General features: G+C 70.2%; 15 protein-coding genes. 9 read left to right on the forward strand and 6 right to left on the reverse strand.

Going from position 1 to position 14,152, the window contains the following annotated elements; all coding sequences use genetic code 11:
• A partial coding sequence (locus tag ACFVV1_RS00005) for an RNA-guided endonuclease InsQ/TnpB family protein (protein ID WP_389982020.1) occupies window positions 1–665 on the reverse strand: 665 nt, incomplete at its 3' end.
• Window positions 666–841: 176 nt separating this feature from the next.
• Here ACFVV1_RS00005 and ACFVV1_RS00010 point away from each other — a divergent pair.
• From ACFVV1_RS00010 to ACFVV1_RS00020, 3 genes are all read left to right on the forward strand, one after another.
• Complete coding sequence (locus ACFVV1_RS00010; protein WP_389982023.1) at window positions 842–1,309, forward strand: helix-turn-helix domain-containing protein; 468 nt, start codon at window positions 842–844, stop codon at window positions 1,307–1,309.
• Window positions 1,310–1,628: 319 nt separating this feature from the next.
• Window positions 1,629–2,618 carry a malate dehydrogenase gene (locus tag ACFVV1_RS00015; RefSeq protein WP_389982026.1) on the forward strand — a complete coding sequence of 330 codons (990 nt, stop codon included), beginning with the start codon at window positions 1,629–1,631 and terminating at the stop codon, window positions 2,616–2,618.
• Window positions 2,619–2,738: 120 nt separating this feature from the next.
• Complete coding sequence (locus tag ACFVV1_RS00020; RefSeq protein WP_389982029.1) at window positions 2,739–4,115, forward strand: B12-binding domain-containing radical SAM protein; 1,377 nt, start codon at window positions 2,739–2,741, stop codon at window positions 4,113–4,115.
• 56 nt (window positions 4,116–4,171) lie between these two features.
• On the opposite strand, the gene ACFVV1_RS00025 is transcribed toward ACFVV1_RS00020, so the two are convergent.
• Both ACFVV1_RS00025 and ACFVV1_RS00030 read right to left on the reverse strand, forming a co-directional pair.
• Complete coding sequence (locus tag ACFVV1_RS00025; protein WP_389982032.1) at window positions 4,172–4,906, reverse strand: isocitrate lyase/phosphoenolpyruvate mutase family protein; 735 nt, start codon at window positions 4,904–4,906, stop codon at window positions 4,172–4,174.
• A gap of 121 nt (window positions 4,907–5,027) precedes the next feature.
• Complete coding sequence (locus ACFVV1_RS00030) at window positions 5,028–5,543, reverse strand: carboxymuconolactone decarboxylase family protein (protein ID WP_383045355.1); 516 nt, start codon at window positions 5,541–5,543, stop codon at window positions 5,028–5,030.
• Between the two features lie 47 nt (window positions 5,544–5,590).
• Between ACFVV1_RS00030 and ACFVV1_RS00035 the strand changes: the two genes are divergently transcribed.
• A complete protein-coding gene (locus ACFVV1_RS00035) occupies window positions 5,591–6,994 on the forward strand; it encodes a PLP-dependent aminotransferase family protein (RefSeq protein ID WP_389982035.1) in 1,404 nt (467 codons plus the stop codon).
• Between the two features lie 234 nt (window positions 6,995–7,228).
• Here the strand turns inward: ACFVV1_RS00035 and ACFVV1_RS00040 are convergent, their stop codons facing one another.
• Window positions 7,229–8,107 (reverse strand): hypothetical protein, encoded by an 879-nt coding sequence (locus ACFVV1_RS00040; RefSeq protein ID WP_389983832.1) that lies wholly within the window; start codon window positions 8,105–8,107, stop codon window positions 7,229–7,231.
• A 127-nt stretch (window positions 8,108–8,234) separates the two neighbouring features.
• Here ACFVV1_RS00040 and ACFVV1_RS00045 point away from each other — a divergent pair, with 127 nt between their 5' ends.
• On the forward strand, window positions 8,235–8,510 hold the full coding sequence (locus ACFVV1_RS00045) for a hypothetical protein (protein ID WP_389982038.1): 276 nt from the start codon (window positions 8,235–8,237) through the stop codon (window positions 8,508–8,510).
• Between the two features lie 6 nt (window positions 8,511–8,516).
• On the forward strand, window positions 8,517–9,701 hold the full coding sequence (locus ACFVV1_RS00050) for a glutathionylspermidine synthase family protein (protein ID WP_389982041.1): 1,185 nt from the start codon (window positions 8,517–8,519) through the stop codon (window positions 9,699–9,701).
• Window positions 9,702–9,810: 109 nt separating this feature from the next.
• On the opposite strand, the gene ACFVV1_RS00055 is transcribed toward ACFVV1_RS00050, so the two are convergent.
• Window positions 9,811–10,395, reverse strand: coding sequence for a TetR/AcrR family transcriptional regulator (locus ACFVV1_RS00055; protein ID WP_389982045.1), 585 nt, complete (start codon window positions 10,393–10,395; stop codon window positions 9,811–9,813).
• 105 nt (window positions 10,396–10,500) lie between these two features.
• Between ACFVV1_RS00055 and ACFVV1_RS00060 the strand changes: the two genes are divergently transcribed.
• The 3 genes from ACFVV1_RS00060 to ACFVV1_RS00070 all read left to right on the forward strand — a co-directional run bounded on the left by ACFVV1_RS00060 (window position 10,501) and on the right by ACFVV1_RS00070 (window position 12,473).
• Window positions 10,501–11,115, forward strand: a complete 615-nt coding sequence (locus ACFVV1_RS00060; RefSeq protein WP_389982048.1) for a DUF2867 domain-containing protein — start codon at window positions 10,501–10,503, stop codon at window positions 11,113–11,115.
• Window positions 11,116–11,770: 655 nt separating this feature from the next.
• Window positions 11,771–11,941, forward strand: coding sequence for a hypothetical protein (locus ACFVV1_RS00065; RefSeq protein ID WP_389982051.1), 171 nt, complete (start codon window positions 11,771–11,773; stop codon window positions 11,939–11,941).
• A 145-nt stretch (window positions 11,942–12,086) separates the two neighbouring features.
• Complete coding sequence (locus tag ACFVV1_RS00070; protein ID WP_389982054.1) at window positions 12,087–12,473, forward strand: hypothetical protein; 387 nt, start codon at window positions 12,087–12,089, stop codon at window positions 12,471–12,473.
• A 359-nt stretch (window positions 12,474–12,832) separates the two neighbouring features.
• Here the strand turns inward: ACFVV1_RS00070 and rocD are convergent, their stop codons facing one another.
• Window positions 12,833–14,038 carry an ornithine--oxo-acid transaminase gene (gene rocD, locus ACFVV1_RS00075; protein WP_389982057.1) on the reverse strand — a complete coding sequence of 402 codons (1,206 nt, stop codon included), beginning with the start codon at window positions 14,036–14,038 and terminating at the stop codon, window positions 12,833–12,835.
• Window positions 14,039–14,152: the final 114 nt, after the last annotated feature.

Here is a 14,152-nt window from a genome sequence, read left to right on the forward strand (position 1 = left end):
TGGGCCTTCGCGAGCCGGGCACGGTCCGTGCGCTCATGCCGCGGGTTAGCGATCTCCTCACCGGTGGACAGCGTCAGGAGGTGGTTCAGACCGACATCGACACCGACCGCCGCATCCGTGGCGGGGAGCGGCTTGACGGTGGGGTCGTCGCACAGCATGGAGACGAACCAGCGACCGGCACTGTCCTGGGAGACCGTCACAGTGGACGGCTTCGCCCCCTCCGGGAGCGGGCGCGACCACACGATGTCCAGCGGCTCGGCCATCTTCGCCAGAGTCAGCCTGCCGTCCCGGAAGCGGAAACCGCTGGTGGTGTACTCGGCGGACTTGCGGGACTTCTTGCGGGCCTTGAAGCGCGGGTACCTGGCCCGCTTGCTGAAGAAGTTGCTGAACGCGGTCTGCAAGTGCCGCAGCGTCTGCTGCAACGGCACCGACGACACGTCGTTGAGGAAGGCCAGTTCCTCGGTCTTCTTCCACGCCGTCAGCAGGGCCGAGGTCTGGCTGTAGTTGACCCGCTCCTGCCGCGTCCACGCCTTGGTGCGGGCCGCAAGCGCCAGGTTGTAGACCCTCCGCACGCATCCGAACGTGCGCGACAGCTCAGCTGCCTGCGCATCCGTCGGACAGAAGCGGTATTTGAACGCCCGCTTCACGTGGTTCGTGGTGCTCACAAACTAATACGACCGCATGTAAAGATCAAATCTGCAGGTCAGGGCACCATGATCCGCCCTGGCGGCGAATCGCAGCCCTTGCCCTGCTCCGCAGGAGTCCGTTTCCTCTCCGCCCCGAAGCGCGGAGTATCCACGGAGGAATCAGATGAAGAACCGGATCCGGGCAAGGGGAAGCAATGCCTCGTTGGAAGGCGCTGTCGGACGAACTCGACCCGCAGGTGGGGGAGTTCGCCGGCCAGCTGCGCAGGCTCGTCGACCGCAGGGGGCTGAGCATCGCCACGGTCGCCGATCGCACGGGCTACAGCAGGACGTCGTGGGAGCGGTATCTGAGCGGGCGGCTGCTCGCGCCCAAGGGTGCGATCGTCGCTCTCGCCGAGGCGACCGGTACCGATCAGGCGCATCTGACGACCATGTGGGAGCTGGCGGAGCGGGCCTGGAGCCGTTCCGAGATGCGCCAGGACATGACCGTGGAGCCGGCCAGGATCTCCCGGGCGCGTGCCGCGCTCCCGCTGGTGCCGCAGCAGCCACCGCGAGCGGGCCGCCCGGTCGGTGGCCGCAGACGGCTGGCCGTGCTCCTCGCGGGAGCGGTCGGCACGCTGCTGGTGCTGGCCGGGGCGGCGTTGCTGGCCGGGGCGGGGCGGTGATCCGGAGCGGGGCGGCGACGGGGCGACGACAAGGACGCCACCAGCACCAGGCATGACGAGAACGCCCGGCCGCCGTGCAACGACAACCACCCTGCAACGGCGCAAACGCCCCGCCACCGCGCTACCGCCTCCAGGGTGAAGTGATTCGGCCGGGTGAGCGCTGTGTGACGGGTTGTGTGCGGTGCCACAGGGGGCCGGGCCGACGGGAGGATCCGGGTCGGATAGCCTGATCGCTGGATATCTCTTCACGTCAAGATTCAGAGATGTCCAGCACCAGGGGCCAGGAGCCCCCACCGCCAGCTGTCTAACGGAGATCGCCATGACCCGCACTCCCGTGAATGTCACCGTCACCGGCGCAGCCGGCCAGATCGGCTACGCGCTGCTCTTCCGCATCGCCTCCGGCCACCTGCTCGGCCCGGACGTGCCGGTCAACCTGCGTCTCCTGGAGATCCCGCAGGGCCTCAAGGCCGCCGAAGGCACCGCGATGGAGCTCGACGACTGCGCGTTCCCGCTGCTGCGCAACATCGAGATCACCGACGACGCCAACGTCGGCTTCGCCGGCGCCAACGTCGCCCTGCTGGTCGGCGCCCGCCCGCGTACGAAGGGCATGGAGCGCGGCGACCTGCTCTCCGCCAACGGTGGCATCTTCAAGCCGCAGGGCAAGGCCATCAACGACAACGCGGCGGACGACATCAAGGTCCTCGTCGTCGGCAACCCGGCCAACACCAACGCGCTCATCGCGCAGGCCGCCGCCCCGGACGTACCGGCCGACCGCTTCACCGCGATGACCCGCCTCGACCACAACCGCGCGATCTCGCAGCTGGCCGCCAAGACCGGTGCCGCCGTCTCCGACATCAAGAAGCTGACGATCTGGGGCAACCACTCGGCGACCCAGTACCCGGACGTCTTCCACGCGGAGGTCGCCGGCAAGAACGCCGCCGAACTCGTCAACGACGAGGCGTGGCTGGCCGACACCTTCATCCCGACCGTCGCCAAGCGCGGCGCCGCGATCATCGAGGCCCGTGGCGCGTCCTCGGCCGCCTCCGCCGCCAACGCGGCCATCGACCACGTCCACACCTGGGTCAACGGCACCGCCGCCGGCGACTGGACCTCCATGGGTATCCCGTCGGACGGCTCCTACGGCGTGCCCGAGGGCATCATCTCGTCCTTCCCGGTCACCACGAGGGACGGCAAGTACGAGATCGTCCAGGGCCTGGACATCAACGAGTTCTCCCGTACGCGCATCGACGCATCGGTGCAGGAGCTCATCGAGGAGCGCGACGCGGTCCGCGAGCTCGGCCTGATCTGATCCGTACGCCCTCCGAGGCGTACACCACCGCCCCCGGCAGCAGTCGCTGCCGGGGGCGGCTGCGTCGGTATGTGGCCGTGGCCGGGAACTGACCGCGCCTCTTCCCGAGTCTGGGCTGTCATGCGCGTGACGATGATCCTTCCGGCACTGACCGAGGCGACCAGCCCGCTGTTCCGGCCCATCAAGTACTCGCTCTTCCCGCCGCTCGGCCTGGCGACCCTCGCCGGATATCTGGACCCGGACGACGAGGTGACGCTCCTCGACGAGCATGTCGAACGGGTCGACATCGAGGCGCTCGACAGCCCCGATCTGCTGGTCGTCCAGCCGTACATCACCTCCGCCCGGCGCGGCTACGAGATAGCCGACCACTTCCGCGCCCGGGGCGTGCACGTCGCCATGGGCGGCCTCCATGTCACCTCGCTCCCGGACGAGGCGGCGGCGCACGCCGACACGATCTTCACCGGGCCGGGGGAGGACACCTGGCCGCTGTTCCTGAAGGAGTTCCGGGACGGCGTGCCCGGCCGCCGGTACGACTCCCGGCTGCGCACCCTGGCCGGACTGCCGCCCGTGCGACGGGACCTGATCAAGCGGCATCTGTATCTGGTGCCCAACTCGATCGTCGTCTCGCGCGGCTGCCCGCACCACTGCGACTTCTGCTACAAGGACGCCTTCTTTGCGGGCGGCAAGTCCTTCTACACCCAGGCCGTGGACGACGCGCTCGCCGAGATCGAGCGGCTTCCCGGCAGGCATCTGTACTTCCTCGACGACCATCTGCTCGGCAACCGCCGTTTCGCGGAGGCGCTCTTCGACGGGATGGCCGGAATGGGGCGGCTCTGGCAGGCGGCCGGCACCGTGAAGTCCGTACTCCAGCCGGATCTGCTGGAGCGGGCCGTGGACGCGGGGCTGCGCAGCCTGTTCGTCGGCTTCGAGACCGTCAACAGCGCGAACCTCGCCGAACGCCGCAAGGACCAGAACATCGGCAAGGACTACGCGGCCGCCGTGCGCCGGCTCCATGACGCCGGTGTCATGGTCAACGCCAGCTTCGTCTTCGGGCTCGACCACGACGGCCCGGACGTCTTCGACCGTACGGTGGAGTGGGCCGTCGGGCAGGGCATCGAGACGGCGACCTTCCACATCATGACGCCGTACCCGTCCACCGGGCTGTGGAAGCAGCTCGCCGCGCAGGACCGGATCGTCCACCGGGACTGGGATCTCTACGACACCCGGCATGTCGTGTACCGCCCGAAGGCAATGACCCCGGGCCAACTGGAGGACGGTTACTGGCGGGCGTACCGGGACTTCTACCGCTGGTCGAACATCTGGCGCGGCGCGGCCGCCCAGCCGGGCACGCACGAGCGGCTGCGGCATCTTGCGTACGCGGGCGGCTGGAAGAAGTTCGAGCCGGCGTGGGACGCCCTGATCCGCTCCCGCAACGTGGTGCAGGCCATGCCGATGCTGGAACGGACCCTGGCGGCGTTCGGCGGCAGACGGGCCTGACCGCGCCGGGCCGCACCGGGCGGCTGTCCGTCGTGTGCGGCCGAACCCCGCAGCGCCTACCCCTTCCGCAGCTCGTCCGCGATCTCGCGTACGGCCGCCATGGCCCGGCGCTGGAGGCCGGGGCCGAAGGTGATCCGGGTGGCGCCCAGCCCGCCGAGCTCGCGCGGGGTGGGGCCGTCGGCCCGGGCAAGAGCGTTGAGCGGGCCCGGGACGGCGGCGGACAGCCGGGGCAGGGCCTCGGGCGGGGCCGCGATCGGGTAGACGCAGTCCGCGCCCGCCGCCACGTACAGCAGGGCGCGGCGCACCGTCTCCGCCTCCTGGTCCGTGCCGTCGGGCACGCCGTGGACGTACGTGTCGACGCGGGCGTTGACGAAGAGCCGGTCGCCCGCGACCGCCCGTACCTCCGCCAGCCGGTCCGCCTGCCGCTGGGCGTCGACGAGGGTGCCGTCGGCCGAGTCCTCCAGATTGCAGCCGACGGCTCCGGTGTCGAGGAGGCGTTCCACGAGTTCCTCCGGCGCCAGCCCGTATCCCGCCTCGATGTCCGCCGACACGGGTACGGCGGCCGGGACGGCGCGCACGATCCTGGCCACGGCCGCGAACATCTCGGCGGCAGGCGTCGCCCCGTCCTCGTAACCGAGCGAGGCCGCGATCCCGGCACTGGGTGTGGCGAGCGCCGGGAAGCCCGCATCGGCGAAGACGCGGGCGCTCGCCGCGTCCCACGGGCCGGGGAGGATCAGCGGATCGCCGGGGGCGCGGTCGTGGTGCAGGGCACGGAGGACGGATGCGGTCATCTCGGGGCTCCCGGGGCGGGGTCCGTCAAGAGGACGGACGAAGGGGCGGGAAGGAGGGCGTACGACGGGGGCGGGGACAGACAACGCGGGGCGAGGCGTACGAGGGGGCACCCGCGTCCGGTCAGTGCTTGATATCGCCCGGCGTGTAGTGACCGGGGACCATGCGGGTGGTCACGGCGAACCGGTTCCAGGCGTTGATCGTCGTGATCGCGGCGATGAGGTGGGCGAGCTCGGTCTCGTCGAAGTGCTTGGCGGCTTTCTCCCACACCTCGTCCGGCACGAAACCGTCGGTCAGTACGGTCACCGCCTCGGTCAGCTCGATGGCCGCGATCTCCTTGGGCGTGTAGAAGTGCTGCGACTCCTCCCATGCGCTGAGCTGGACGATCCGCTCGATGGACTCGCCCGCCGCCAGTGCGTCCTTGGTGTGCATGTCGAGGCAGAACGCGCAGTGGTTGAGCTGCGAGGAGCGGATCTTCACCAGCTCCCCGATGACCGGGTCGACGCCCTTGCGGGATGCCGCGTCCAGCCGGACCAGGGCCTTGTAGACATCGGGGGCGAGTGCGGCCCACTGCTGCATACGGGGGGTGTGCTCGGGGGTGAGTCCGGAGGTCGGGTGGCTGTGCTCGTTCGTCGTCATGGGTACGACATTACGGCGAGGATGGCGCAGCGGTATGGTCCATTTCCATGACGGATTCCTGGGCCACTTTCGGCGCCGACCTGCATCTGGAGACGACGGGTGCGGCGGGGCTGCGGGCCGGGCTCATGGACGCCCTGCGCGAGGCCGTACGGACGGGGCGACTGGCGCCCGGCACCCGGCTGCCGTCCTCCCGCAGCCTCGCCGTCGACCTCGGCATCGCCCGGAACACCGTCGCCGACGCGTACGCGGAGCTGGTCGCCGAGGGGTGGCTCACCGCCCGGCAGGGTTCGGGGACCAGGGTGGCGCGGCGGGCCGAGCCGCGCCGGACGGCCACCAGGGCGACCCGCTCCCGGCCGGTGCGCTCCCGGCCCGCCCACAACCTGCTGGCCGGGTCGCCCGACCTCTCGACGTTCCCGCGCGCCGACTGGCTCAAGGCGGCCCGTCGCGCCCTGACCACCGCACCCAACGACGCCTTCGGGTACGGCGATCCGCGCGGGCGCATCGAGCTGCGCACCGTACTCGCCGACTACCTGGCACGCGCCCGCGGTGTGTACGCGGACCCGGAGCGGATCGTGATCTGTGCCGGTTTCGAGCAGGCGCTGAAGCTGATGGGGACGGTGCTGCGCAAGCGGCGGGTGCGGGAGGTGGCCGTCGAGTCGTACGGACTGGACGTGCACTGGCGGCTGCTCGCGGACGCGGGGCTGCGCATGCCCTGCCTCCCGGTCGACGGACTCGGGGCCCGGACGGGTGAACTGGCCGGGCTGCGCGGTGTGGGCGCGGCCTTGATGACGCCCGCGCACCAGTTCCCGACGGGGGTGCCGCTCCATCCCGACCGGCGGGCCGCGGCGGTCGACTGGGCGCGCGGTACGGGCGGGCTGATCCTGGAGGACGACTACGACGGCGAGTTCCGCTACGACCGGCAGCCGGTCGGCGCGCTCCAGGGCCTCGACCCCGAACACGTCGTGCACCTGGGGACGACGAGCAAGTCGCTGGCGCCGGGACTGCGGCTGGGGTGGATGGTGCTGCCGGAGAGTCTGGTGGGGGAGGTGGCCGGGGCGAAGGGGCTGAGCGACTGGTCGTCGAGTGCGCTGGAACAGCTGACGCTCGCGGAGTTCATCGAGTCGGGCGCGTACGACCGTCATGTGCGCTCGATGCGACTGCGCTACCGCCGGCGTCGCGACCAGCTCGTCGCGGCGCTGGCGGAACAGGCCCCCGGTGTCCGGATCAGCGGTATCGCCGCCGGACTCCATGCGGTCCTCGAACTCCCGGAAGGCAGCGAGGCGTCGGTGCTGCGGGCGGCCGCCTGGCAGGGGCTGGCACTGGAGGGGTTCTCGCGCTTCCGGCACCCGGACGCGGCGCCGGTGCGCGACGCACTGGTCATCGGCTACGGGACGCCGACCGACAGCGCCTGGGCCGGCGCACTGGACGCGCTCTGCCGGGTGCTGCCGTAGCGGCGCGCCAGGGTCTGTCCGGCGGCGGATCAGAGTCGGACAGACCCTGGGGAGGGCCCGGCGGTGGGCTTCGCGGCGTCGCGGGGCCGGGGCACGCACCTCGCGGCGTTGTCGTCGATCACCGACGCTCCTTCCCCAAGCTCTCGGCTGCGTTCGAGCAGGGGAGACCCCGTCCGACTCGATTCTCCGCCTTGCGACGCACGCACCCCGGCCCCGCTCCTTCACCCGCGCCGCCTACCGCCGGGCCCTCCGAACCCTTCCCGGAACCGTCGGCCTGTCCGGTTCGGCGGCGTCCGCCGGGGCCTCGCCGAACCGGGCCAGGGCCAGCGCACCCGCCACCGCCACCACGAAACCGGCGACCGCCAGTCCGCCGAGGCCCTCACGCGTACGGTCTCCGAGCCAGATGACGCCCACCAGCGCCGGGCCGATCGTCTCGCCGATCACCATGCCGGCCGTCGCCGTCGTCACCGAACCGCGCTGCAGCGCCGAGGTGAGCAGCAGGAACGCCGAGCCGCCGCCCAGCAGCAGCGCGTACACCGCGGGGTTGGCGAACAGCGCCGTCGGGGACAGGTCGTCGATCAGCCGGACGGCGACCTCCACCACCCCGAAACCGCACCCCGCGCCGAGCCCCAGGACGAGCGCCCGCGCCTTCTCCGGGAGGCGTCCGGCCCCCGCGCCGATCAGCAGAATGCCCAGCGAGATCCCCAGCATCCACCAGCCCAGGGCCGCCGGACCGGCCGCGTGGCCCTCGCCGCCGGAGGCGAGCCCCAGCATGCCCAGGCCCGCGCAGACGACCCCGACCGCGGTCCACTCGACGCCGCTCAGCCGCACGCCGAGAAGCCGGGCGGCGACCACCGCCGTCACCGCGAGACTCGCCGCCAGGGCGGCGCCCACGACGTAGATCGGCAGGGACCGCAGGGCGATGATCTGGAGCACGAACCCGCAGCCGTCGAGGGCGAGTCCGGCTACGTAGCGCCACTGGCGCAGCGCGCGCAGCAGCAGCGCGGGATCGACCCCCGCGCCCGACCCCGGCTCGGCGGCGGCCCGCGAGGCGACGGCCTGGAGGACGGAGGCCGTACCGAAGCAGACAGCGGCGCCGAGCGCGCAGATCATCCCGAGGAGCACATCAAGGACTCTACTTGCGGACGTTCGGTGGGCCCGCTTCCCGCCGAAGCCAGCAGCACTTTAATCTGACAAGTAGCCGTACCGGCTTGATTCGTACGACGGGGGAGACGGAAACATGGCCACACGAAGGCTGAGGTCGAGCACGGTGGTGCTCGGCGGCATGGGGGTGCTCGCAGCGATGATCACCTCCTGCGGTTCGGAACCGGACAAGCGGTGCGTCGACCCGCTCACCCAGGACAAGCTGCCGAGCTACGAATGTAAGAACGGCAGCGGCAAGGGGTCGTACTACTACGGCGGCAGCAGCAGGAACGGCAAGGTGGAGGGCGGCAGCTTCAACAAGTCCGCGGTCGACCGCGGCGGCTTCGGCTGCTCGGGCACCGGCGGCGGCTGAACCCGTATGGAGCGCCGCACCACGCAGCCGCGTCCCGGCTGGCAGCAGACGGTGGAGGAGCAGGGACTCGTCTACCCGCTCACCCGCTACCCGGACGGATCACTGCGCCCGTACTGGGACGAGAGCGCCTACTACGTCTTCTCGCTGCCCGAGGTCGAGGCACTGGAGGACGTCGTCGAGGAACTGCACACGATGTGTCTGGCCGCGGCCGCGCACATCGTGGAGCAGGACCGTTTCGCCGATCTCGGCATCACCGACCGCCGGCTGTCCGGACTCATCGCCCAGTCCTGGCATCGCCGTGACGAACTGCCGTCCCTGTATGGCAGATTCGACCTGCGCTACGACGGAACCGGCCCGGCGAAGATGCTGGAGTACAACGCGGACACCCCCACCTCCCTGGTGGAGGCCGCGAGCGCCCAGTGGTTCTGGATGGAGGACCGCTTCCCGGGCGCCGACCAGTGGAACTCCCTGCACGAACGTCTCGTCGCGGCGTGGCAGCGGCAGGCCGCCCTGCTGCCGCCGGGACCGCTGCACTTCGCGCACTCCGACGGGGACGAGCTGGGCGAGGACCTGATGACCGTCGCCTATCTGCGGGAGACCGCCGAACAGGCCGGCATCGACACGGAGGCGCTCTCCGTCGAGCAGATCGGCTGGGACCGGCTGGCCGGACGGTTCGTGGACGAGCGGCTCCGCTTCATCCGCAGCTGCTTCAAGCTGTACCCGTGGGAATGGCTGGCGACCGACCGGTTCGGGCCGCACGTACTGGACACCCTCGACAACGGCGGCGGCACCGGTACCACCTGCTGGATCGAGCCCGCCTGGAAGATGCTCCTCTCCAACAAGGCGCTCCTGGCGATCCTCTGGGAGCTCTACCCCGGCCACCCGAATCTGCTGCCCGCCTACCTCGACGGCCCGCGCGAACTCGCAGGGGCGGGTGCGGGCCATGTCGCCAAGCCGCTGCTCGGCCGGGAGGGGGCCGGGGTCACGATCCATGAGCCGGGAAGCCCCGCCGTGCTGCGGGACGAGCCGTGCTGTTATCAGGAACTGGCGGCGCTGCCGGACTTCGACGGCAACCGGGTGGTGCTGGGGGCGTGGGTCGTCGAGGACGAGGCGGCCGGGCTGGGCATCCGGGAATCGGCGGGGCTGGTCACGGACGAGTACGCCCGCTTCCTGCCCCACGTCATCCTCTAGAGGCAACGCCGTTCAGTTTGGGCGGGGCCGGGAGTGTCAAGGGCTGCTCATGGCTCCTGGCCGACTACCGGCGACCCGGGGTGGTTCCGCAGGGCGAGGTTGAGCGGTCCTACCGCCCGCTGGTGCGGTTGAGGATCAGGTCGCCGGCGCGGGCGAGAACCTCGGCTCGGGTGCGGCCCTCATGATCGGCGGCGAGGGAGTGGTGTCCGATCGCCACGCAGAAGGCGATCAGGCTGCGGGCCTCAACCTCGTCGGGATCGGAGCAGAAGGTGCCGATCATCTTGCGCAACAGGTCCATACGCCGGTTGTCCACCCGCCGCAGGCGCTCGGCGACCGCCTCGTCACGCCGGGCCCAGTCACGGACCGCGAGGTCGATGGGGAGCAGTCGGTCGCTGGAGAAGGTGAGCATGCCCGCACGCTGGGCCTTGGTCTTCGGGTCGCCGCCCTCGCGCTCGACCCGGTCGATCACCTCGCCGGTACTCTCCTGCTCCCAGGCATCCAGCATCGCCTCCAGCAGCGCGTCGCGGTCGGCGAAGTACCCATAGAACCCGCCCTTGGTGACGCCGAGCCGCTTCGCCAGCGCCTCGACCCTGACGGCGTCCGGACCGCGGTCGGCCAGCGCCCGCAGACCTTCCTCCACCCATGTGTCGCGCGGTGTGCGAGCAGTGCCCACGATGTGTCCCACCTCACTCATCCACCGGATATACGGAACCGTATATCCGATCTGGCCTCGTCTTATACGTAAGCGTATAACGGGGATGGCAGACGGCGCCCCGAGACAGGAATGGCGGCAGCGGCCATGAAACTTCCTCACACCTCCCACACCGGTCAGCCGTGGCGGATCCACGCGCTCACCCGCGACTTCGAGACCGAGGACGTGTGGTCCTTCCGCACCCCCGGCGCCGGGCCGGGCGACTTCCCCGTGATGCTCGCCGCGATGCGGGCGGGCGGCGGCTTCGCCAAGCAGACTCCTCCGGTCCGGTTCCTGTTCGCGGTGCGCTGGAAGCTCGGCGCCCTGCTCGGATGGGACAGGCCCAAGGCCGGCCTCGGAACGCGGGTCCAGTCGCTGCGCGACCGCCTGCCGCGCGACCTCCGCGAGACCGCGGACGGGCCCGACTCCGGCGGCAGCCCGTTCACCCCTGTGTACGAGCTCGACAACGAGTCCGTCCGCGAACTGGCGAACAAGACCGTCCACACCCTCATGCACCTGGGGTGGGTGCTGTCCAGCGACGGCGACCACGAACTACGGATGGCGGTCCTGGTCAAGCCCAACGGCCGGTTCGGACGGCTGTACATGGCCTTCATCGCACCGTTCCGCTACCTGATCGTCTATCCGGCGCTGACCCGTCAGTGGGAGCGCGCCTGGCGGGACCGCGCGCTTCTGCTCCCCGAGGGCACCAGTCCTCAACCGTGATCGCTGCGAGCGCCGCGCGCCTTCGCAATCACCGCAGTGAGCGCGACGGCACACACGCACCCAGTCGCAATGACCAGCCCGACAGTTCCGCTCATGGTCAGCCCTTCCGCTCTTCGGTGGCCCGGCCCGGAACCAGCGGCGATGCCCAGGCTGTGCCGCTGCCCCGTCAGTCGACGAACGACCCGTCCGCGCGCCGCCGGTGACCGCCGAGCAGGTGCTTGCACTGCGGGCAGTGCTTCATCCCGCCCCTCTTCACCGCCCACGAGATCCCCACCGTGCACAGGTGCATGAAGCCCACGGCCAAGCTTTGGACCATCCGGGCAAGCCCCCTGCTTCGTACACGTCCCGCAGTCCCGACACCCACTGCTCATTACGCCCCCTCGTCGTCCGATCCGGAAAGGAGGAACCTACCGGTACGACCGGTGCCTTGGGCGCTTACCGGACAACCTGGCTCATTCCTCCGGCGCGACCGCGCCCCGGCCGTTACGGTCCAGCCCGTGCGATACACCTACCGCTGCGACGCCTGCCGCCTCACCTGGGACGAGCGCGAAGACCCCTGGCCGGCCGAGAAAGACGGAAGAAGCACCGATACCGAACCCATGAGGGCGCCACGCCGGATGACCAGATCATCGAAACCCCCGGCCCCCTCAACCACTTGAGCGAAGCAGCCTGGGCCGGTCTGGAGGGCGCGGGCCGGGCGATCTGCCGTGGGCTCACCTCGAAAGCCCTCCAGGAGATGCAGCAAACCGAATGGTTTCGGCAGGCGGCGATACTCCTCGGCAGCGGGGTCCTGATCCTGATGGTTGTCCACTGGATCGTCCACTGACCCGGGCCGCACAGCGCGGGTCAACACGGCCTGCGCGATCACATTCAATGTTTCCGCCTCCGGTGAATCACGTCAGGATGTAGTCCCGTCAGCCAGTCCGGGGTAACACGTCGCTACTTGGGGGATACCTGTGCGTCGAATGAGTATGAGTGCGGCCATCGTGATCGCAGGGGTGCTGGTGGGCTGTTCCGGGTCCAGTGATCTCGATCCGGTCGTGGGCCGGTGGACAGCGGACGGACCACAGCCGACGGGATATGCCAATTTCGCTGACGGAGCGTTGATCAGCGTCGATGAGGACGGCACTGCCACTCTGGGCAGCTCGCCCATGAGCATGTGCGGAGATGCCACGGTGGAGGCGACCGAAGGCTCCGACGGCGAAGGTCAGAGCTTCAGGATCGCGTTTCCGAAGCAGTCGTCGTGCGTCACTGTCGAAGTGCCGAACAGTCTCGACGTCGTGGTCGACGGAGATTCCATGACCGCCACACCCACCGGGTCGACCAACGCCCACTTCAGTTTTCGACGAGCTGGATAGCACAACCGGCGTAAGACCACCTTGGTCGGCCGCCCCCGTTGGCCGGCCGAGGCCCTGCTCCCGCTCGCGGCTGACGATCGCGCGGACCAGCCGCGGGCGGGGCACTCCCGTACCCGAGGGCCGGCGGTGGCCGTCATGTCCTGGCCCAGCTCCTACCCGCCCGGCGGGTCCGCGCCAAAGACCGCATCGTCAAACGCGCGATCTCCACATACAGCGCACGCGGACCCGCCATCGACCGGACCACCTGCAAAGCCACCATCGACATCAACATGTTCATGAGCGGCCCTTGACACTCCCGGCCCCGCCCTGACTGAACGGCGTTGCCTCTGGATCCCGGCCCGGCGGCCCAGGCCCCGGGATCAGCCGCGCAGGACGCCGCGGAGCTGCTCCAGCCCCCAGTCCAGGTCCTCCTTGCTGATCACCAGCGGCGGGGCGATCCGGATCGTCGAGCCATGGGTGTCCTTGACCAGCACCCCACGGTCCATCAGCTTCTCGGAGATCTCCCGGCCGGTGCCGTGGCGCGGCGCGATGTCGACGCCCGCCCACAGCCCGCGTCCCCGTACCTCCGTCACCGCGCCCCCGCTCAGCAGCAGCCCCAGCTCCTGGTGGAGGTGTTTGCCCAGCTCGGTCGCCCGCTGCTGGAATTCGCCGGTACGGAGCATCGCGATGACCTCCAGCGCGACCGCACACGCGAGGGGATTCCCGCCGAACGTCGAACCGTGCTCACCGGGCCGGTACACCCCGAGCACGTGCTGCGAGGAGACGACCGCCGACACCGGCACCACACCACCGCCCAGCGCCTTGCCGAGCACATACATGTCCGGCACGACTCCCTCGTGCTCACAGGCGAAGGTCTTCCCGGTCCGGCCCAGGCCCGACTGGATCTCGTCCGCGATGAACAGCACGTTCCGCTCGCGGGTGAGCTCGCGCACCCGGGGGAGATAGCCGGGCGGCGGCACCAGCACCCCGGCCTCGCCCTGGATCGGCTCCAGCAGTACCGCCACGGTGTTCTCGGTCATCGCCTCCGCGATCGCGGTCAGATCCCCGTACGGCACGATCTCGAACCCCGGCGTGTACGGGCCGAAGTCCTCCCGCGCCTCCGGGTCCGTGGAGAAGCTGATGATCGTCGTCGTCCGGCCGTGGAAGTTGTTCGCGGCGACGATGATCTTCGCCATGCCGTCCGGGACGCCCTTCACCCGGTAGCCCCACTTGCGGGCGGTCTTCACCGCGGTCTCCACGGCCTCCGCGCCGGTGTTCATCGGCAGCACCGTCTCCATGCCGCACAGCTCGGCGAGCTGCGTACAGAAATCGGCGTACCGGTCGTGGTAGAAGGCGCGCGAGGTGAGGGTCACCCGCTCCAGCTGGGCCTTGGCCGCGTCGAGCAGGCGCCGGTTGCCGTGACCGAAGTTGAGCGCCGAATATCCGGCGAGCATGTCGAGATAGCGCCGGCCCTCGACATCGGTCATCCAGGCTCCGTCCGCCGAGGCGACGACGACGGGCAGCGGATGGTAGTTGTGCGCGCTGTGCGCCTCGGCGGAGGCGATGGCAGTTTCCGTGATCGACACGGGATCTCCGTTCGTCGTGCGGCGTGGGCAGGGGATCGTGCCCACTTTGTATCGTCGGTCGCAACCCTGGCGAGGAAACCTTCACATCACGGCGCGCCCGTCCACCGCGGTACG

It is taken from the genome of Streptomyces sp. NPDC058092, from assembly GCF_042884935.1.
GTDB lineage: Bacteria > Actinomycetota > Actinomycetes > Streptomycetales > Streptomycetaceae > Streptomyces.

Coding starts and splice junctions, on each gene's coding strand:
- ACFVV1_RS00025 (WP_389982032.1), bottom strand. CDS start 4,906: ATGACCGCATCCGTCCTCCGTGCCCTGCACCACGACCGCGCCCCCGGC.
- ACFVV1_RS00050 (WP_389982041.1), top strand. CDS start 8,517: ATGGAGCGCCGCACCACGCAGCCGCGTCCCGGCTGGCAGCAGACGGTG.
- ACFVV1_RS00040 (WP_389983832.1), bottom strand. CDS start 8,107: ATGATCTGCGCGCTCGGCGCCGCTGTCTGCTTCGGTACGGCCTCCGTC.
- ACFVV1_RS00055 (WP_389982045.1), bottom strand. CDS start 10,395: ATGAGTGAGGTGGGACACATCGTGGGCACTGCTCGCACACCGCGCGAC.
- ACFVV1_RS00030 (WP_383045355.1), bottom strand. CDS start 5,543: ATGACGACGAACGAGCACAGCCACCCGACCTCCGGACTCACCCCCGAG.
- ACFVV1_RS00020 (WP_389982029.1), top strand. CDS start 2,739: ATGCGCGTGACGATGATCCTTCCGGCACTGACCGAGGCGACCAGCCCG.
- ACFVV1_RS00070 (WP_389982054.1), top strand. CDS start 12,087: ATGAGTGCGGCCATCGTGATCGCAGGGGTGCTGGTGGGCTGTTCCGGG.
- ACFVV1_RS00035 (WP_389982035.1), top strand. CDS start 5,591: ATGACGGATTCCTGGGCCACTTTCGGCGCCGACCTGCATCTGGAGACG.
- ACFVV1_RS00060 (WP_389982048.1), top strand. CDS start 10,501: ATGAAACTTCCTCACACCTCCCACACCGGTCAGCCGTGGCGGATCCAC.
- ACFVV1_RS00015 (WP_389982026.1), top strand. CDS start 1,629: ATGACCCGCACTCCCGTGAATGTCACCGTCACCGGCGCAGCCGGCCAG.
- ACFVV1_RS00045 (WP_389982038.1), top strand. CDS start 8,235: ATGGCCACACGAAGGCTGAGGTCGAGCACGGTGGTGCTCGGCGGCATG.
- ACFVV1_RS00010 (WP_389982023.1), top strand. CDS start 842: ATGCCTCGTTGGAAGGCGCTGTCGGACGAACTCGACCCGCAGGTGGGG.